The organism is Chitinibacter sp. GC72 (genome assembly GCF_009760905.1).
Classification (GTDB): Bacteria; Pseudomonadota; Gammaproteobacteria; order Burkholderiales; family Chitinibacteraceae; genus Chitinibacter.
Map to the genome: position 1 here is coordinate 1 of NZ_VIRW01000032.1, position 19,390 is coordinate 19,390.

At 53.9% G+C, this 19,390-nt stretch carries 16 protein-coding genes; 3 read left to right on the forward strand and 13 right to left on the reverse strand.

Annotated elements, in window-relative coordinates:
• The 8 genes from FLS37_RS15915 to FLS37_RS15950 all read right to left on the reverse strand — a co-directional run.
• Positions 1-181, reverse strand: a 181-nt coding sequence (locus FLS37_RS15915) for a hypothetical protein (protein ID WP_157315105.1), incomplete at its 3' end; no start/stop codon positions are given.
• A gap of 64 nt (positions 182-245) precedes the next feature.
• The gene (locus tag FLS37_RS15920) at positions 246-713 is read right to left on the reverse strand and encodes a hypothetical protein (protein WP_157670956.1); all 468 of its coding nucleotides are present in this window, start codon (positions 711-713) and stop codon (positions 246-248) included.
• A gap of 180 nt (positions 714-893) precedes the next feature.
• The gene (locus FLS37_RS15925) at positions 894-1,982 is read right to left on the reverse strand and encodes an ABC transporter ATP-binding protein (RefSeq protein WP_157670957.1); all 1,089 of its coding nucleotides are present in this window, start codon (positions 1,980-1,982) and stop codon (positions 894-896) included.
• 154 nt (positions 1,983-2,136) lie between these two features.
• Positions 2,137-2,994, reverse strand: coding sequence for a carbohydrate ABC transporter permease (locus FLS37_RS15930; protein ID WP_157670958.1), 858 nt, complete (start codon positions 2,992-2,994; stop codon positions 2,137-2,139).
• Positions 2,987-3,880 (reverse strand): carbohydrate ABC transporter permease, encoded by an 894-nt coding sequence (locus FLS37_RS15935; protein ID WP_157670959.1) that lies wholly within the window; start codon positions 3,878-3,880, stop codon positions 2,987-2,989. Before FLS37_RS15935 ends, FLS37_RS15930 begins: the two co-directional genes overlap by 8 nt.
• 225 nt (positions 3,881-4,105) lie before the next feature.
• Positions 4,106-5,350: an ABC transporter substrate-binding protein gene (locus FLS37_RS15940; protein ID WP_157670960.1), complete on the reverse strand. Its 1,245-nt coding sequence runs from the start codon at positions 5,348-5,350 to the stop codon at positions 4,106-4,108.
• 451 nt (positions 5,351-5,801) lie between these two features.
• On the reverse strand, positions 5,802-6,434 hold the full coding sequence (locus FLS37_RS15945; RefSeq protein WP_198314681.1) for a response regulator transcription factor: 633 nt from the start codon (positions 6,432-6,434) through the stop codon (positions 5,802-5,804).
• A gap of 85 nt (positions 6,435-6,519) precedes the next feature.
• On the reverse strand, positions 6,520-8,850 hold the full coding sequence (locus FLS37_RS15950; protein ID WP_198314682.1) for a PAS domain-containing sensor histidine kinase: 2,331 nt from the start codon (positions 8,848-8,850) through the stop codon (positions 6,520-6,522).
• A gap of 282 nt (positions 8,851-9,132) precedes the next feature.
• On the opposite strand from FLS37_RS15950, the gene FLS37_RS15955 reads away from it, so the two are divergent.
• The gene (locus FLS37_RS15955; protein ID WP_374756840.1) at positions 9,133-10,131 is read left to right on the forward strand and encodes a rhodanese-related sulfurtransferase; all 999 of its coding nucleotides are present in this window, start codon (positions 9,133-9,135) and stop codon (positions 10,129-10,131) included.
• Positions 10,132-10,205: 74 nt separating this feature from the next.
• Here the strand turns inward: FLS37_RS15955 and FLS37_RS15960 are convergent, their stop codons facing one another.
• The gene (locus tag FLS37_RS15960) at positions 10,206-11,819 is read right to left on the reverse strand and encodes a methyl-accepting chemotaxis protein (protein ID WP_157670962.1); all 1,614 of its coding nucleotides are present in this window, start codon (positions 11,817-11,819) and stop codon (positions 10,206-10,208) included.
• Between the two features lie 239 nt (positions 11,820-12,058).
• Here FLS37_RS15960 and FLS37_RS15965 point away from each other — a divergent pair, with 239 nt between their 5' ends.
• Complete coding sequence (locus FLS37_RS15965; RefSeq protein ID WP_198314684.1) at positions 12,059-12,235, forward strand: DUF1289 domain-containing protein; 177 nt, start codon at positions 12,059-12,061, stop codon at positions 12,233-12,235.
• 315 nt (positions 12,236-12,550) lie between these two features.
• On the opposite strand, the gene FLS37_RS15970 is transcribed toward FLS37_RS15965, so the two are convergent.
• Genes FLS37_RS15970 through FLS37_RS15980 form a run of 3 tightly spaced genes read right to left on the reverse strand, consistent with a single transcriptional unit; the run spans position 12,551 to position 18,222 of the window.
• Entirely contained in the window at positions 12,551-13,930 is a 1,380-nt protein-coding gene (locus FLS37_RS15970) for an efflux transporter outer membrane subunit (RefSeq protein ID WP_157670963.1), read from the reverse strand.
• On the reverse strand, positions 13,930-17,067 hold the full coding sequence (locus FLS37_RS15975) for an efflux RND transporter permease subunit (RefSeq protein WP_157670964.1): 3,138 nt from the start codon (positions 17,065-17,067) through the stop codon (positions 13,930-13,932). Before FLS37_RS15975 ends, FLS37_RS15970 begins: the two co-directional genes overlap by 1 nt.
• Before the next feature lie 12 nt (positions 17,068-17,079).
• Complete coding sequence (locus tag FLS37_RS15980) at positions 17,080-18,222, reverse strand: efflux RND transporter periplasmic adaptor subunit (protein ID WP_157670965.1); 1,143 nt, start codon at positions 18,220-18,222, stop codon at positions 17,080-17,082.
• 220 nt (positions 18,223-18,442) lie between these two features.
• Here FLS37_RS15980 and FLS37_RS15985 point away from each other — a divergent pair, with 220 nt between their 5' ends.
• Positions 18,443-19,051, forward strand: coding sequence for a TetR/AcrR family transcriptional regulator (locus FLS37_RS15985; protein ID WP_157670966.1), 609 nt, complete (start codon positions 18,443-18,445; stop codon positions 19,049-19,051).
• Positions 19,052-19,229: 178 nt separating this feature from the next.
• On the opposite strand, the gene FLS37_RS15990 is transcribed toward FLS37_RS15985, so the two are convergent.
• Positions 19,230-19,390 (reverse strand): transposase (locus FLS37_RS15990; protein WP_198314570.1); only part of this gene is annotated, 161 nt, incomplete at its 5' end.

Below are 19,390 nucleotides of genomic sequence, written 5' to 3' on the forward strand. Positions count from 1 at the left end.
AAACCATTTGTTCGCTCATGCGTAATATTTTGCTCACGGTCTTGGGCGACTCTCCTTCGTGCAAAGCCAATAAACCCAAGGCGCGTGGGCGAAAATTGGCGTGATGATGCTGTTGCGCCATGCTCTCTAACATGACGATTTCATCGGGCGTGAGTGGTTGACCTAAAAGATTACGTTTCAAGCTTGGCTCCTATGAAGAGCCTATTTTGAAGCAAAATTCATTCCAATTAGTTGCAAGGAACTACTTATATGGGTTTATGAATTAATAAACTTGATAAAACTTGCGTCGGCATTTCTCCCGAGGCCGTTAGATTACCTTGCAAGTTAACCAGCCGCTCCACTTGATCGTCTACGCTGCCTTTAAAAGGAAATGGTGGATAGTGTTTCGTGTTCAGACGCCAGTAAGAGAAGCCTTGATCCAGGCGAATCCGCACAAACTCTCCCGAGTCAAAATTGATCGTGAGCGCACGACCATGCATGACTATACCCTCGCGTTGGTCCGCCACAATGATCAAAGGAGTGAGCCCACAATACTCTACTGCGCCTTTCAACACCTGATCTCGCGTAAGTGTTTCTGACCAATCATGAACGCAATGTAAGTTTGCTTTAAATCCATTTGCATTTTCATTCAGCCCAACGGTGTCAATCCTAAATTCCAGATCTACTACGTCACCAGCAGAAAATGCTTTTAATTGGTTTACCGCTTCAATCATCAAGCAAATTGATAAAGGGTTGCGCAAGTAACGATCGCTATAAGCAACATTTCGGATGCAATCATCCGAATTGCAAATGACTTGGAGATATTTCAGTGCAGACGGCGCAAACCTTGGCATGCTGCCAAATAGGTAGCATACCAAGGGAACAGCATTATATTTTCAATCGCAAGTTAGCGATTAGGCAATTCTAAGCTCGGTTTCCGGGTCGAACACCACGGCTTTTTTGACATCCAGAATCAATGACAATGAAGTCCCGGCTGCGGTGGCGGCACGCGGGTGAACCCGGGCGATCATTTCGACGCCGTTCACTTCGCTGTAGACCATGGTATCAGGGCCAGTGGGCTCGGTGATTTTGACGGCGCATTGCAGCGCGTGCTCGCTCTGCTCGACGTCCCATTGCTCTGGGCGCACGCCCAAGATCACTTTTTGGCCGACACGATCTTTCAGCTCGGCACGATCTGATAGAGCAATAAATTGCGGCACACCGTTACCCTGCAAAGTGACACCGATCTGCTCGCCCTGCTGCACCAAATGGCAGGGGATAAAATTCATCGACGGCGAGCCAATAAAGCTGGCGACAAACAGATTGGCTGGGCGCTCGTAGATGTCTTGCGGCGAGCCAAATTGCTGGATAACACCGTCTTTCATGACGGCGATTTTGTCGCCCAGCGTCATCGCTTCGATCTGATCGTGCGTGACATACACGATGGTGGTTTTCAGCCGTTGATGCAGCTGCTTGATTTCCACCCGCATTTCAACACGTAACTTGGCATCCAGATTCGATAGCGGCTCGTCAAACAAAAACAATTTTGGATCTCGCGCCAAGGCCCGCCCCATTGCGACCCGCTGGCGCTGCCCGCCGGATAATGCTGAGGGCTTGCGATCAAGCAGATGATCCATTTGTAGCATTTTGGCGACGCGGTTAATGATTTCATTTTGCTCTGCTTTGGGTACGCCACGCGTTTCCATACCAAAGGCGATGTTCTGGCGCACATTCATCGTCGGATAGAGCGCGTAGCTTTGGAACACCATCGCAATATCACGATCTTTGGGGGCGACATTATTGACCACGCGATCGGCAATATGCACTTCACCTGAAGTAGCCTGCTCAAGCCCTGCGATGATATTCATCAGCGTTGATTTACCGCAGCCCGAAGGGCCGACCAGAATCAGAAATTCGCCCGCTTCAATATCAATATTGATGCCTTTTAAAATGTGGGTATCGCCAAAACTTTTGGTTACGTTCTTGATGGCCAAAGCGCCCATGTTTATTCTCCAGCGTGCCTACGCACTTCATCGATCATGCACTTCATCAATGATTCAGATCATTGATGACTCAGTTAATCAACCACATCTTCACATACATCAGTAATGTATTGCCCTACAGATCAATCTATAAAATACCTGCAGAGCAATACCTCTAACCTTTCACCGCACCGGCAGTAAGGCCACGGACAAAATATTTTCCGGCAAAAACATAGACCAGAATGGTGGGCAGCGCTGCAATTAGCGCGGCGGCCATATCCACGTTGTATTCCTTCACGCTGGTCGAGGTATTGGCCAGATTGTTCAAACCCACGGTAATTGGCTGCGCGTCACCCGAGGCGAATACCACGCCGAACAGGAAATCATTCCAGATCTGGGTAAATTGCCAGATCAGCGTCACCATGATGATCGGTGTGCTCATCGGCAGAATAATCCGCCAGAAAATCCGCCAGAAGCCCGCACCATCCAGTCGTGCAGCCTTGATCAGTTCATCCGGAATACCAACGTAGTAATTACGGAAAAACAGGGTGGTAGATGCCGTGCCGCAGACCACATGCACAAAGACCAGCCCTGCCGTGGTATTGGCCATGCCAAACATGCCCAGCGTTTGCGCCATGGGTAGCAGCAAGACCTGAAATGGCATAAATACGCCAAACAGGATCATGGCGAACACGATTTCCGAGCCGCGAAAGCGCCATTTGGACAATACATAACCATTAATCGCCCCCAGCATGGTCGAGATCGCCACTGCCGGAATCACCATTTGCACCGAGTTCCAGAAATAACCCGACAAACCATTACAGCTCACGCCAGTACACGCTGTGCTCCAGGCCTTGCTCCAGGCATCAAAGGTCACCGCCATTGGTAATGAGAGCAAATTGCCAACGCGGATTTCCTCGACGCTTTTCACTGAGGTTGTCAGCATCACATACAGCGGCAACAGGTAATAGGCAGCGGCAAACAGCAGCGCACCATACAGCGCAAAGCGCCAGAATTTCTCAGAATTAGCCATGACTGTCTTTCCTCAATTCCGAATACAAATACGGCACCACAATCGCTGCCACGGTGGCCAGCATCATCATCGCGCTGGCGGCACCCAGCCCGGTCTGGCCACGCGTAAACGCCATTGAATACATATAGGTGGCCGGCAGATCGGATGAGAAGCCAGGCCCGCCGCCGGTCAACGCCATCACCAGATCAAAGCTCTTGATGGCAATGTGCGACAAAATCATCAGCGTGGAGAACACCACCGGACGCAGCGCCGGCAGAATGATCTTCCAGTAAATGCGTGGCAGTGTGGCACCGTCGATTTGCGCCGCCTTGATAATCGAATCATCAACACCACGTAACCCCGCTAGAAACAGCGCCATCACAAAACCGGATGATTGCCACAAACCCGCAATCACCACGGTGTAAATCGACATTTCGGAATTAACCAGCCAATCAAAAGTAAAGCTGGTAAAGCCCCAGTCATGCATCAGCTTTTCAAGCCCCAAACCGGGATTGAGCATCCATTTCCACGCAGTACCTGTAACCACGAAGGACAGCGCCATCGGGTAAAGATACAAGGTACGGATTGCGCCTTCTCCCCTGACCTTCTGATCAAGCAAGATTGCCAGCGTGATGCCGATCGCCATCGCGCCACCAATAAAGAGCACGGCAAAAATGCCCAGATTACGTACGGCCACCCACCAGCGCTCGTTTTCAAACAAGGTAGCGTACTGCACCAGACCAGCCCATTCGTAATTGGGCAACAGGCGCGAGTTGGTAAACGATAAATAACCATTCCACGCAATAAAGCCGTAGAGAAAAACCAGCGTTAATAAAAAGGACGGCGCTAATACAAGGCGCGGCAGCCAGCGCTCGGCAAACCCGTAATGGGCGTTCGGCGTAGACATGGGGAACTCCTAGAAAACCCAAAGATAAAACTGAATACCAGTCAGCGAATGACAGCAACTTGAAACGCACAGCAGCACATGCGCAAAGACCGACCAGTGACGGGAGTGCGCGTGGGCGAAGTGGGATCGTTCTGCCGCAGACGTTTCATTCACACAGACACAACAAATTGCAGGACCCCTTGCTCACCCGTCGTACTGGATGAGCAAGGGTTTTACTCAGTGGGTTTATTTCGTTTTTGCTGCGGCAGCCAATTTCGCGGCCGCATCTTTGGCGCTCATTTTGTCGTCATTCCAGAACTGGGTAACGGCATCATAAACAGCGCCCTGGGTGGCTGATTTCATCGCCATGCCGTGCGCCCACGATGGTACTAGCCCGCCTTTGGCTGCTGTGGCTTTGAAATCTACCGCAGATTTTTTACCACATTCGTCAAATTTGTCCATTTTCAGGTCAGTGCGAGCCGGAATTGAGCCTTTATTCAGGTTAAATACTTCCTGAAAGGCCGGGCTCATCAAGGTGCTGGCCAGATCATTCTGCCCTTTCATTGCCGCTGCATCTTTGAGCTTGAACATCGCAAAGCTGTCGATATTGAAAGTAAAGGCATTGGCCGTACCCGGGGCTGCCACACACAGGAAGTCTTTGCCCGGTACTTTACCCGCAGCCAGAAACTCGCCTTTGGCCCAATCGCCCATAAATTGCATCGCCGCTTTACCATTGATCACCATGCTGGTGGCCAGATTCCATTCGCGACCGGCTGCATTTTTATCGGTAAACGGTTTGAGTTTTTTGTAGGTTTCCAGCACTTTAACCATGGTCGGGCCGCTCATCGTCGCCGGATCGAGCTGCACAAAAGCTTTTTTATAGAAATCCACACCGCCTACGCCCAGCGCCACCGATTCAAACACGGTGCTGTCCTGCCAAGGCTGGCCACCGTAGGCCAGAGGCTGAATGCCGGCTTTTTGCAGTGCAGCAGCGGTGACAAAAAATTCATCCCAGGTGCTTGGCACTTTGGCATTGGCTTTTTTCAGTAACTCGGGATTAACCCACAGCCAGTTGACGCGGTGTACATTGACTGGCGCAGCCACATACTGGCCTTTGTATTTCATGACATTGGATACGACAGGGGGCAGTACTTTATCCCAGCCTTCTTTTTTGGCGACGGCATCGATCGATCCCAGAACGCCTTCATCACCCCATTCCTGAATGGACGGGCCTTTGATTTGGGCTGCAGCAGGCGGATTCCCCGAAACGACGCGGGTTTTTAGCGCGGTCATGGCGTTTTCACCACCACCACCCGCCACGGCAAAGTCTTTCCATTTATTACCTTTGCCTTCCATCATTTTTTTCAACTCGGCTGCGGCTTTGGCTTCACCACCTGAAGTCCAGTAATGGAGTACTTCCACCTCAGCAGCCTGGGCCGAAAAAGCCAATGCCATGCTGCCTGCCATCAAACCCAATTTCAAGTTGCGCATTATCGAATCTCCAATGGTTTTTTATCTCGCCGATTGCGGCTCAATCCGCTCCGGTTGTAGTCAGAATACGCACACTACACATTACGAGAAATCAGGTAATCTCCTGTCAGGCTGACGCCCTAAGGTTATCCACTTATAGATAAATTCAGCTTTACCCCGCATTCCTGACAAAATAATAAATTTATCTTGTAAAAATAAGGACTTGAAATAATAAAGATCCGTTTCCTGGCTGTTCAGATTGATGATCAAATTCACTCGCGAAGCGAGGCTCCCCTCAAGGATGGGACGGGAGGGGTGGGAATAAAACATCAAGACTGCAAATTCAAAATCATATTTCCTAGGCTCGGCTTTGCCGAGACTTGAAAAGTGTCCGCTTCCGCTTTCGCCGCAGCCTGAAAGCCCGTTTCCGGGCTTTACCTTGAAGCGATGTCAGTCAGGCCACATGCCGGTTTTATGAGCCGAGTAGCTCATCCATCGGGATTTCTTTCAGCATCGCGGCCAGCTCCATTGCTGAGTGCACTTTCATCTTGATGAAAATCCGTGCGCGGTGCACTTCAACCGTTTTGGTACTGATATCCAGCCGGTCGGCGATCTGTTTGTTCAACTTGCCCAGCATGATTTCCTTGAGGACATCGCGCTCGCGCGGGGTGAGCTCGGCGACCAGCTCGCTGACCTTTTGCTGATGGGCTGTGGCACCGCGTCGCTCGATGTCCTTGGCAATGCACTCGCTAACGCGTGCCAGCAGTTCGCGGTGATCGCAGGGCTTTTGCAGAAAATCGGTAGCACCATCTTTTAGCGCATTCACCGCCATTGGCACATCACCGTGGCCGGTCAGAAAAATCACTGGCGGCAGATAATTGCCTTGCTTGAGCTCGGTGAATAACTCCAGACCGCTCATTCCATCCATGCGCACATCGACGATCAAACAGGCAAACCGACTGGCGTCGCCTTCCTCAAGAAAATCCTCTGCCGACGGATAGTTGAGCGCAGCCCAGCCTTCGGTTTCCAGCAGCAAGCTGAGCGAGTCACGCACCGCTTCATCATCATCAATAATTGCCACCATGGGGATGGGGTTGGCTTTCATTCAATTCACTCCCTTTATATCTATGTTGAGCAGAAAGGCAAGCATTGCTGGGCGTCGATCTTCCTCTTGGCTCCGAAATGCTTGCTCAGAGACTTACAGCTGTATTGATTGTAGGAAGGCGGAAGCACATTTGCGTACCTCCGCCTGTGTGCACTTCGGCCCACAAATGGCCTTTATGTTGTTCAATGACCGAACGGCAAATATTGAGGCCCATCCCCATGCCTTCGCGCTTGGTGGTATAAAAAGGCTGGAACAGTTGCGACATATCGGCCACGCCGCAGCCACGATCCAGAATGCGGATCTCGACGCTGTCGGCCTGCTGCTCGCAACGAATCAGCAGGCGGCGCTGGGCCACCGGAGTCTCGGTCATGGATTCGAGCCCATTTTTGACCAGATTCAAAATCACCTGTTCGAGCATAACGGCATCACCCAACACCACTGGACTAGGTTCGGGCAGCTCGATGTCGATGCGTATTTTCATTTTCTGCGCCAATGGCGCGAGCAATGGCAGCACCACGTCGATGAGCTCAGCCAGCACGCACGGGCCTTGCTCGCTGGCGCGTTTAACCACCAACTGCCGGATACCGCGAATAATCTGCCCGGCCCGCCGCGCCTGTTCGGTCATTTTGACCAGCGTTTCCTGCACTTTGCCCAGCGGGGGATTGGGTTTGTAGAGCATGGTTTCGCAGGCGGCGCTGTAGCTGGCAATGGCCGCCAGCGGCTGATTGAGCTCATGCGCCAGACTGGAGGCCAGCTCGCCCATATTGACCAGCCTGGCCGTATGCTGCATCCGTTCATTACGCAGGCGGTTTTCTTCTTCCTGCTGACGGCGCTCGGTAATGTCGCTGCAGATCTCCAGCAAAGCCGCCCGCCCGTCGAGCCAGCTCACATAGCGCTGAGCCAGCTGATACTCCCTACCTGTAATGACATCCAGCTCTTCAAATTCCTGTCCTTCAGGCATATACCCTTGACCTCTACGCCATGAAATCCAGCAAAATACACTCGGTTGCTCATTCAAGTTCAGCTCGTCAATCGGAAAGCATTTCTGGTGCTTGCGATTGCGGTACAGCACTTCGCCGCTGTGCACATCGCTGACGCAGACGGCCACATCCAGCCCTTCCAGTACGGTGCGCAATTGCTGACGCGACTGTTGCAATGCTTCGCGGTCGCGTTTGAGCTCGGTAATGTCGTTGATCGAGGCCATCCAGCCGCGATGCTCGCCCTTGCCGTCAATCAGCTTGGATGAATACAGACGCACGTCAAACCGCTCGCCGTTTTTGCGCATATAGCGCAACTCGAAACCATTAACCGGGCTTTGTCCGGCCAGAATGGCACGGTAGGCAGCATCGCATTCGGCCAGCGCTTCGGGCGCCCAGAATGGCAGCGGCTGCTTTTGCCCTTTGAGCTCGTCGACCGACCAGCCGACCATATCGGCAAACGCCCGGTTCACATAAATCAGCCGCCCTTCCCTGTCGGTGGCACGCAAGCCGGTGGCCAGCGAATTTTCCATCGCCGAGCGAAACGAGATTTCATCCTGCAAGGCCATTTCGGCCAGTTGCCGCTCCTGCATCCGCAAGCGCAGCAGCTTGAGCGCCCAGATCAGCAAACCAACCAGCAGCAGCACCAGCACCAGCCAGGACCAACTTTGCCAGCGCGATGGCGTTTGCAGCGGCTTGGCGAGCAGACGAACGCCCGAACCGAGATTGCCAAATGCCATTTCGCGCACGTCGCTACCTTCCAGTTTGCTATGAAATGCGCTGGGCGCCAGCACGCGGTTTTGCGAATCAACCAGCTGCAACTGATAGCGCTGCACCAACCACCACGGTACGCGGTGCTGCAGCATGCGCTCCAGGCTATAGGTCACCATCACCGCGCCATCAAAGCTGGCAAAGCGGAAGATCGGCACCATCTGCATCATCAGCGGCTCGCTGCGTGCAATCACATTGGAATACAGGGGATAGCCCAGCGTGGCGACACCGTCCAGCGTTTCAATCAGGCGCTCGTCGGCCAGCGGCACCAGATGCTCGGGGCGATGGGTAAATTTGGGCATGCCGCCAATATAAAAACCACTGGCATCAATCAGCTCGATGGCCAGAATTTCGGGGTTATTCTTGATCAGCAAGTCAGCTCGAACGCGGAATTCTTCCAGATCAATCGAATCTGAGGCCAGCGAATAGGCCAGGCTTTCCAGCGAATTCTGGTTGCTTTGCAAGCGCACCCGCAGCTCCTGCTCTTGCCAGAGCAAATCCTGCGCATAGGCCGCTTCGCGAGCCTGACGTTCTGTGCGCTCGGTTTGCACCACATAGAAAACCAGCGCACACAGCAGCAGCAAAACCAACCCATAGGCCATCCACCACGGCCATTGCCGGTACCAGCGTGCTTTCAAGCGGTAAAAAAGCATCCGTAAGGTCTTCATGGCGCGAGCATACTGTGTCCGATTCGGCGATAACCATACCTTAATACCCGCAGCCCGATTCACCAAGCTGATGCTGCATCCGTGCAGGCAAAGCCACAACTGGCGCGTCATTCCTCCCCTTCACTGCGGCCATTGACCCGCCATACGGCAGATTGGGGACTGGTCAGCCGCGACATTGCCCGTATAATTGCGCCTGCTTAAAAATCCCCCACCCTGGGTACAGCTGTTGGGCGTACCAGGTTTTGCCGATTGGCGAGGAGTTTGTGGAAAATGTCTCAAATGGTGTCTGCTCAAATCGTTGTGTGTGCTTTATATAAATTTGTCACTCTGGAAAACTTTGCCGAGTTGCGCCAGCCGCTACTCAATCAGATGAATGGCAACGGCATTCGCGGCACGCTCTTGCTCGCGCTCGAAGGCATTAATGGCACGGTGGCAGGCACACAGGAAGGCATAGACGCACTGCTCGCATGGCTGGACAAGCAGCCGGGGCTGGAAAACATCGTTGTGAAGTTTTCCTATGACGACAAAATGCCGTTTCATCGCAGCAAGGTGAAGCTGAAAAAAGAAATCGTCACGATGGGCGTTGAAGGCATTGATCCACGCCGCGTCGTCGGCACGTATGTGAAGCCCAAAGACTGGAACGCGCTGATTTCCGACCCCGAAGTCGTGCTGGTCGATACGCGCAACGATTACGAAGTGCAAATCGGCACGTTCAAAGGCGCAATCAACCCGAAAACCGAGACTTTTCGCGAATTTCCGGATTACGTGAAAAACAATCTCGACCCGGCTAAAAACAAGAAAGTTGCGATGTTCTGCACTGGCGGTATTCGCTGCGAGAAATCAACGGCGTATTTGAAAGAGCAGGGTTTTGAAGAGGTTTACCATCTGGAAGGCGGCATTCTGAAGTATCTGGAGGAAGTGCCGGAAGAACAAACGATGTGGGAAGGCGAATGCTTTGTCTTTGACGACCGCGTGGCAGTCAATCACAAACTGGAAAAAGGCAGCTTCGATCAATGCCACGCCTGCCGCATGCCGTTGACCGACGAAGAAAAGAAAAGCGAGCAGTATATCCTTGGCGCCTGCTGCCCGCATTGCTTTGGGACGCATACCCCCGAGCAACAGCAGCGTTTCCTTGAGCGCCAGAAGCAGGTACGTCTGGCGCAGGAACGCGGTGAAGCGCATATTGGCAGCGATGCCGCGCGTGCGGCCGAACTACACCGTCAGGCCAAGCAGCGCAAAAAAGAGCAGGATCGCGCCAAGAACAAGGCACAAGAACAGTAAATCGAACGACACGAGGCTCGCCTTGATCAAAGCGCGAGCCTCATTACTGTTTTCAATTGACGAGTCGCAGTGGATTAGACATAGCGGAAACGATTCACTTCGCTTCTGAGGTTTTGCGTCAACTGCCCCAGCAAATTGGCCGATTGGCTCATACTGGCCACCGCCGCCGTATTTTCATCGGTCATTTGCGCAACGCGTTCCACCTGCTGGGCAATCAGCTGCGTACTCGATTTCTGCTCGCTCAATGATTCGGCAATATTGCGCACCGCGTGGTCTTCGCGCCGGACGTCTTCATTCATCCCCTCGATCACCTGGCCGGCGTCATTGGCCACATCAGCACAATCATGCGCGCGCTGCGCCGTTGAGCTGATGCTGCTCACCGCTTCCTTGCTGGTGCTGTCGATCCGTCCGACCATTTGCTGAATATCCACCGTCGCCGACGCGGTACGCTCGGCCAGCTTGCGCACCTCATCGGCGACCACAGCAAAACCACGCCCCTGCTCACCTGCGCGTGCCGCCTCGATGGCGGCATTGAGCGCCAGCAGATTGGTCTGCTCGGCCACTTCCTTGATCACGGTGACCACCGAGCTGATTTTCGCGGCGTCCTCACCGAGCATGGCCACTTTGTGCGCCGCGCTGGCCACGGCCTGATCAATACTGCGGATTTCGCTAACGGCACGCTGGATGCGCTGGCCGCCATCGTGTGCGCTATTGAGCGTGTGCTGCCCCAGCTCGCGGGCCGATTCGGCATTATCGGCCACATGCGCGATCGCCACTGTCATCTGCTCAACCGCTGCGGCCATCGAGCTAGTCGATTCGGCGCCCATATGCGTGGCTTGTGCGACCTGATCGCTGCTGGTCGCCAGATTTTCCGTCTCTCTCGTCACCGTATCGATGGCTTTGGCAACATTACCAACCAAGGACTGCATTTTGCCCGCCAGCGCGTTATAACCAACGGCGATGCTGTCGATTTCGTCGCGCCCGATGACATCGGCGCGCAGCGTTAGATCCTGATTTTCGGTGGCCTGGCTCAAGCGATCGCGCAGTGCGCTGATTTTACGGCTCATGCCCAGAATCAGCCAGCCGGCAAATCCGGCGCCAAACAGCAAGGCCCCCAGCAAAAAGGCAATCGTTAAGGTCCGCGTCTGGGCATAACTTTGCTGCGCCAGCTCGAAATTCTTTTTCGCCTCGGCCAGCTGCAAATCAACCAGCCGCGAAATATGGCCCGATACCGGGTCGATGGCGGCATACAGTCGCTTGCGGGCAAATTCATCGACTTCGGTCATCTCGCCTTTGGCCAGCAATTGCTCCAGATACACCACTTCCTGGTTGGCCAGCTCCATGGTCTTGCGCGTTTCGGCCAACAGTGCAGCTTCTTCGCTGGTTAAGTCCGTGGCCGTATAGGCCTGCCATTGCTGATCAATCAGGCTATGCGCCTGCTTGACTTGAGCCAGCGCTTCCTGCGGGGTAAAAAGCTGATAATTGGCCTTGTGCGTGGCATCGACAATATTGACGGCGTACATATCGGCGACAATTTTCAGCTGCGCCAGTGGCAGAATGCGGTCGTGGTAGGTGGTCTCAAATGCCGAATTGGTTTTAGCCAGCCCCAGCACGGCCAGCGCGCCCATCGCTACCATCAAGGTTAACAAGCCCGCGCAGAGCGCGATTAATTTCTGTTTGATGGTCATGATGGTGTCTCCGGAACAATGAGCCTGTGATGCGTGATCGCACGTGGAGTCTCTGGCGTGAAAGCTGCAGTGGATGCGGTATCGCGATAAGTCGTGCGCGGCATGGCCGCAAAGGCTGATAATCTTTTTGTAATCTGCAACTTGTCAGCAAGCAAGCGACAGTCCGGCGCCAACCAGACAGATTGCCAAGCTCGCTGATTTGCGTTTCAATGCAGGCCGCACCCGGTTTGGAAATTCTGATGACGATTCAATCTCCCTGTATCAAACTTTGCCAGCTTGACGAGAGCGGCACCCATTGTATTGGCTGCCTGCGAACGCTGGACGAGCTGCGGCGCTGGTCCAAGGCCAGTGACGAAGAAAAACAAGCCATTCTGAATCGCATCAGCCAGACTGAAGCCATGGGTATTGCCAGCTAAATCAATCTACAATTGCTCTAGCTAAATATACCCACCGAGTAAATTTTTTCTCGCGGTAAAATGCATAAAAAAAACCGGGCCAGATAAGCCCGGTCGGATTGATGACAAACCCCACTCGCGAAGCGAGGCTCCCCTCAAGAAGGGGACGGGAGGGGTGGGAATAAAACATCAAGGCTGCAGATTAAAGGCCTTACTTCCTAGGCTCGGCTTTGCCGAGACTTGAAAATCGTAATTTCCCACTTTGTCTGCAGCCTGACCGGGCCAGATTGGCCCGGTTTTTGCGATGCAGCCGTGGTGCAGCCGAACAATATCAAATTAATACAAGGCCGTGGCTTTGTATAAATTGACCAGATTTTGGGCCTGCTGCAATTGCAGGCTGGTCAGCGCCTGCTCGGCCTGATACAGCGCACGCTGGCTATCCAGTACGTCCAGATACGCGCCCACGCCTTTCTGATAGCGGGCTTGGGCAATCTGGAAAGCGCGCCGTGCGGCATCCAGCTGGGCTTGCTGGGATGCGACCCGATCCTGATGGCTACTGGCCACGGTCAAACCATCGCTCACTTCACGAAACGCGTTTTGAATCGCCTTATCGTAATTGGCCAGCGCAATGTCGCGCTCGGCCTTAGCGATGTCCAGATTGGCCTGATTGCGCCCACCATCGAATATCGGCAGGTTCAACTGCGGGGCAAACAACCAGAGGCCGCTGCCAGACTGAAACAGGCTGGAGAGGCTGGCGCTGGAAAACCCGGTATTGGCCGTCAGCGTGATGCTGGGGAAAAACGCCGCACGCGCCGCACCAATATTGGCATTGGCCGCTTTCAAGGCAAACTCGGCCTGCTGCACGTCAGGGCGGCGCAGCAGTACATCAGAGGCCAATTGCGCCGGTAATACCGGTGCAGCTAGCGCTTGTTGCACGTCGATTGCGGCATCGCTCAAGCCGGTTTCACCACCCAGCAGAACACGCAGGGCATTTTGATCCTGCACCAGCAAAGCCTGATAGCGCGCCTGATCTGCGCGGGCGGTTTCGACGGCGATTTTTGACTGCTGTACATCCAGCTCGCCAATCACTCCGGCGGCAAAGCGGCGCTCGATCAGCGTGTGCGATTCCTGCCTTGAGGCCAGCGTGGCGCTCACGCGCTGCAGATTGGCCTGATCAGCAGCCAGCGTGAAATAAGCATTGGCGACTTCGGCAATCAGGCTCAGCCGCAGGCTTTGCTGCGCGGCTTGCGAGCCCAGATACTGCGCCAGCGCGGCGTCATTCAGGCTTTTGATGCGGCCAAAAAAATCGATTTCATAGTTGCTCAAACCCACTGTGGCTGTGTATTGGCGGCGGACATTGCTCTCGCCGCGGGTCTCGCCGGTGAGATTGGCACCAGCGTTAAGACCAATGGCGGGCAGGCGGCTGGCCTGGCTGATCTGGTATTGCGCCCGTACTTTTTCAATATTCAGCGCCGCGACACGATAATCGCGGTTTTGCGCCAGTGCGCTGCGGATCAATGTTTGCAGTTGTGGGTCAGCGAACAATTGCTCCCACTGGGTATAGGGCTGCAGATCAGATACAGATTGCTCTGTAGCTCTATACCCGTCATTAATTTCAGAAGATACCGGGCTGGCCGGACGCTCGTAGGTGGGCGCAAGGCTCATGCAGCCCGAGAGCATCGCCACGATGGCGATTGAAATCAGCGTGCGCGTCATTAACGTGGCTCCTTAGTGATTTCGGCAGAGCGATAACGGCTCGCCGAGAAATAGCGGCTGATCAGCACAAAGAAGACCGGCACAAAGAAAATCCCCAACACAGTGGCGGTAAGCATGCCACCCAATACGCCAGTACCAATCGCGTTTTGCGCGCCAGAACCTGCACCATCCGCCAAGGCCAGCGGCAATACGCCAAAGCCGAAGGCCAGCGAGGTCATGATAATCGGCCGTAAACGCATCCGAACGGCTTTCAAAGTGGCTGCCATCAGCTCCATGCCGTCATCAACCAGCTCTTTGGCGAATTCGACGATCAGGATGGCATTTTTCGCCGACAAACCAATCGTCGTCAGCAGCCCGACCTGGAAATACACGTCATTACTCAAGCCGCGCCCCATCGTCGCCGCCAGCGCACCGATCACGCCCAGTGGCACCACCAGCATCACCGAGAATGGAATCGACCAGCTTTCATACAGCGCCGCCAGGCACAAGAACACGATCAGCAAGGACAAGGCATACAGTGCAGGCGCTTGTGCCCCTGCTTCACGCTCTTCCAGCGACAAACCGCTCCACTCATAGCCAATACCGGCTGGCAATTTGGCAATCATGGCTTCCATGGCCAGCATGGCATCGCCCGAACTTTTACCCGGTGCGGCCTGACCTTGCAGATTCATCGATGGCACGCTGTTATAGCGCGTCAACCGTGGCGAGCCATAATCCCAGCGGCTAGTGGCAAAGGCCGAGAACGGCACCATTTTTCCGCTGGCATTTTTGATATACCACTGATTCAGGTCTTCCGGCTTCATCCTGAATGGCGCATCAGCTTGCAAATACACCTTCTTCACCCGACCGCGATCAACGAAATCGTTGATATAGGCCGAACCCCAGGCCGCCGCCAACGTCTGATTGATATCGCTAATCGATAGGCCCAGTGCGCTGGCTTTTTCCTGATCAATATCGAGCCGCAGCTGCGGTGAATCTGGCTGACCATTGGGGCGAACACCAACCACATTCGGGTCTTTAGCCGCCATACCCAGTAGCATATTGCGCGCTTCGGTGAGCTTTTGATGGCCGACACCGCCGCGATCTTGCAGCTGCAAATCAAAGCCCGACGCATTACCCAGCTCCATCACCGCCGGAGGGGCAAAGGCAAAGATCATCGCTTCCTTGATTTGACCAAATGCGCCGTAGGCTCGCCCCATCACCGCTTGCACATGCTGATCAGCACCGTGCCGTTCCGACCAGTCTTTGAGCATCACAAAACCGATACCGGCATTTTGGCCGCTACCGCCAAAGCTAAAGCCTGCAACGGTAAAGATCGACGCCACGCTGTCTTTTTCATCTTGCAAGAAATGACGTTCAACTTTTTCCAGCACGCTCACGGTTTGCTCTTGGGTTGATCCCGCAGGCAACATCACCTGGGTGAACAAAATACCCTGATCTTCATCGGGCAAGAATGAAGTCGGCAAACGCATAAACATCGCCACCATCACGCCCACCAAGACCAGATACACCACCATATAGCGGCCCGATTTGAGCAACCAGCGGCTAACGACATTTTGATAACGCGCGTTCAGCGCTTCAAACTGGCGATTAAACCAGCCAAAGAAGCCGTGTGTGCCATGCTGGCCGCCTTTTGGAATCGGCTTGAGCAAAGTGGCGCACAAGGCAGGACTTAAGGTCAAGGCCACCAAGACCGACAGCGCCATAGCGGATACTACAGTGATCGAGAATTGGCGATAAATCACGCCAGTGGAGCCACCAAAGAAAGCCATCGGCACAAACACCGCCGACAGAACCAGCGCAATCCCTACCAGCGCGCCAGTAATCTGCGACATGGATTTGCGCGTGGCTTCTTTTGGGGTAAGGCCTTCTTCGCTCATCACCCGTTCGACGTTTTCGACCACCACAATGGCATCATCAACCAGCAAACCAATGGCGAGCACCATGCCGAACATCGTGAGCGTATTAATCGAGAACCCAAACGCAGCCATTACACCGAAAGTACCGAGCAAGACCACCGGGACGGCAATCGTCGGAATCAGCGTGGCGCGGAAATTCTGCAAGAATAAATACATCACGCAGAACACCAAAATCACGGCTTCGATCAGAGTTTTAACGACTTCTTCAATCGAGAGTTTCACAAAAGGTGTGGTGTCATACGGCACGACGACATCCATGCCTGCCGGGAAATACGGCTGCATTTCGGCCATTTTCTCGCGCACAAGTCTCGCGGTTTCCAAAGCATTCGCACCAGTCGCCAGATTGATACCAATCCCTGCAGCAGGTTTGCCGTTAAAGCGGCTTTCGATGTCATAGCTCTCTGCACCACGCTCTACCCGCGCCACATCCGCAAGCCGAATCTGGCCACCGTCGGGCTTCACGCGCAGTAAAATCCGGCCAAATTGCTCAGGGGTCTCCAATCGGCTTTGCGCAATAATCGCCGCATTCAGACGCTGCCCCGGTACCGAAGGCATGCCACCAATCTGACCTGCCGATACCTGCGCATTTTGCGCCTTGATGGCGGCAATCACATCCTGGGTGGTAAGCTTGTAATTGGCCAACTTGCTAGGATCAATCCAGACGCGCATCGCATATTGCGCACCGAATAGTTGCACATTACCCACGCCGTTAATGCGGCTGAGCGGATCAACAATATTCGCGGCAGCATAGTCGGCCAAATCGGTTTTGGTCATATTGCCGTCTTTGGCAACAAAGCCAACCACCATCAAAAAGCTCGATGAAGACTTGGTGACCGTCACCCCTTGTTGCTGCACTTCTTGCGGCAATTGGGTCAGCGCGAGCTGCAATTTGTTCTGCACTTGTACTTGCGCAATATCGGCATCGGCATCGGCAGCAAAACTGAGGGTAATGCTCACCGCGCCAGATTCGTCGCTGCTTGAGCTGATATACCTCAGCTTATCGATCCCTTTCATTTTCTGTTCAATCACCTGGGTGACTGAGTCTTCCACCGTTTTGGCCGCAGCCCCTGGGTACACTGCCGAAATCGTAATTGCGGGCGGAGCCACCGGCGGGTACTGCTCAACCGCCAGACCACGGATGGCCAAAATACCGGCCAGCATAATGATCAGAGCGATCACCCATGCAAAAATGGGCCGATCAATAAAAAAACGCGCCATGCTCAAACTCCTTTATTGACGCGCTGCTGCGCTGGCTTGTGGCTGGGCTTGACTCTGTGTTTTGGCTGGTTCGGCTTTCACCGGCATGCCAGGCTGCACTTTCTGCAAACCTTCAACGATCAATTGCTCGTTACCCTGCAAGCCTTCGCTGATCAGCCACTGATCGCCCACAGTGCGGCTGGCTTTCACCGGCACGGCCTGTGCCTGCCCGTTTTTATCGACCACCATGACATTGGCTTGCCCTTTCGGAGAGCGAATCAGTGCCTGCTGCGGAATCAACACTGCTTTCTGCACTTCCGCAGTGGCCAATTTGGCGCGGACAAACATGCCAGGCAGCAAGATTTTGTCCGGATTGGGCACCAACACACGCAAGGTCACGCCGCCGGTTTCGGCGTCAACCGTCGCATCGGCAAATTGCAAACGACCTTCGTGCGCAAATTCACGGCCGTCTTCGGTAATCAGGCGAACTGGCAAGCCTTGCTTGGTCGGCTGCGCAGTGGCAAATTCGGTTTTCAGGCGCAATAATTCTGCGCTGGACTGGCTGATATCGACATAAATCGGGTCAAGCTGCTGCACCGTGGCTAAGGCAGTGGCTTGCCCAACTGCGAGCAAAGCCCCTTCACTCACACTAGACTTGCCAATTCGCCCGCTAATCGGCGAGCGCAGCTGGCTGTAATTTAAATTGATCTTGGCAACTTGCTGCGCTGCCGTTGCGGCCGCCACATCAGCTTTGGCTTGCAGAAAAGCGGCCTGTGCATCATCGTTTTCCTGACGGCTAACGCCATTGATCGCAATCAGCTCCTGATAGCGTTCTGCTTTAAGTTTGCTGCTGAGCAAGCTGGCCTGAGCCCGCGCCAATGCCGCGCTAGCACTTTCATAGCTGGCTTTAAAACTAGCGTCGTCGATCTGGTACAAGACCTCTCCAGCACTTACTTCGCTGCCTTCGGTGAATAGGCGTTTTTGCAAAATGCCTCCTACTTGCGGGCGAATTTCAGCACTGCGGTGGGCGACGGTACGACCCGGCAATTCACGCTCGATCTGGATATCCTGAGCCTTCAAACTCACGACGCCTACTGGCATAGGGCCGTTGGCACCCGCCCCCCCCTGGGGCGCCTGCTGGCCGCAAGCGCTCAGCGCAGCAGCGAGCAATGTCATTGTTAGTAACCGTGGCAGGGACTTTGGCTGTCTGGGCATATTTGTTCTCTTTATCTGAATGCATGAAGTAGAAAGCCAAGCAGATCCTGCTGGCAGCTGGCTTGTAAATTTAGAGCGCTCACTCTAGAATGAACGATCATTCTAATTTCTTAGCAAAAAAATGGCAAGTGAGTATAATTCCACACCGAATCTAGCTTGAATACCTTAGGAAATTGTGACAATGAGCGCCAACTCTGCTGATTTACCCGATATTGATAAAGCAGAATTACGACGGCTGCAAGTGCTGGATGCAGCAGCGGCCTGTTTTCGCCTCGCCGGTTTTCATGCTGCCAGCATGGCATCAATCGCCAAAGCAGCGGGCATGAGCGTGGGCCATATCTATCATTATTTTGCAAACAAGGAAGCGATTATCTCGGCGATTATTGATCGCGAGCAGCACAAGCAGTTGCAGGTAATCCATATGTTGCTGCGCGCAGAAAACACAATTGAGGCGCTAATTGAGCACGCCGAACAAGGCCTTGCCGACAGTCTGGATTTATCAAACTCGGCGCTCAACTTTGAAATGATCGCCGAAGCATCGCGCAACCCCAAAGTCGCCGAAATGCTGCAAGCGTCAAATCGCGTGTTGCATGAATTTGGCAAGGACATCATCACCAAGGCCCGCGCAGATCTGCCCGCACTCAGCGAAGAAGATAATAATGCGCGGTGCGACCTGATTATTTCTCTGTTTGATGGCTTGAGCATGCGCGCCATCAGCAACCCGCGCCTCAATACGCAAGCCGTACTACCAGCCCTGCAGCGCACCATAGTACAAATCGTGCGCAGTTAAACCAGAACCTGCGCTTGTATCCAGCGCGATGGAAAACACAGTTGCAAATAAAAAGCCACTCCGCAGAGTGGCTTTGCTTTATCCCTCACTCAGTTAAATGACCCCCAGCAAAGCTGGGGGCTTATTAGAGGAACGCCTCGAAGGCGTCAACAAACCAAGTGCCGCCCAAGGCGGCGAGTCACAACCCCAGCTTCATCTGGTCGTAACGCTCATCTTCCTTTTCTTGATTTCGGATATAGGCTCTGACCATTGCTTCATCCAAACCCACCGTCGAAACAAAATAGCCGCGCGCCCAAAAAACTTCACCGGTGAAGTTTTTCGTCCTACCACCAAATTGCC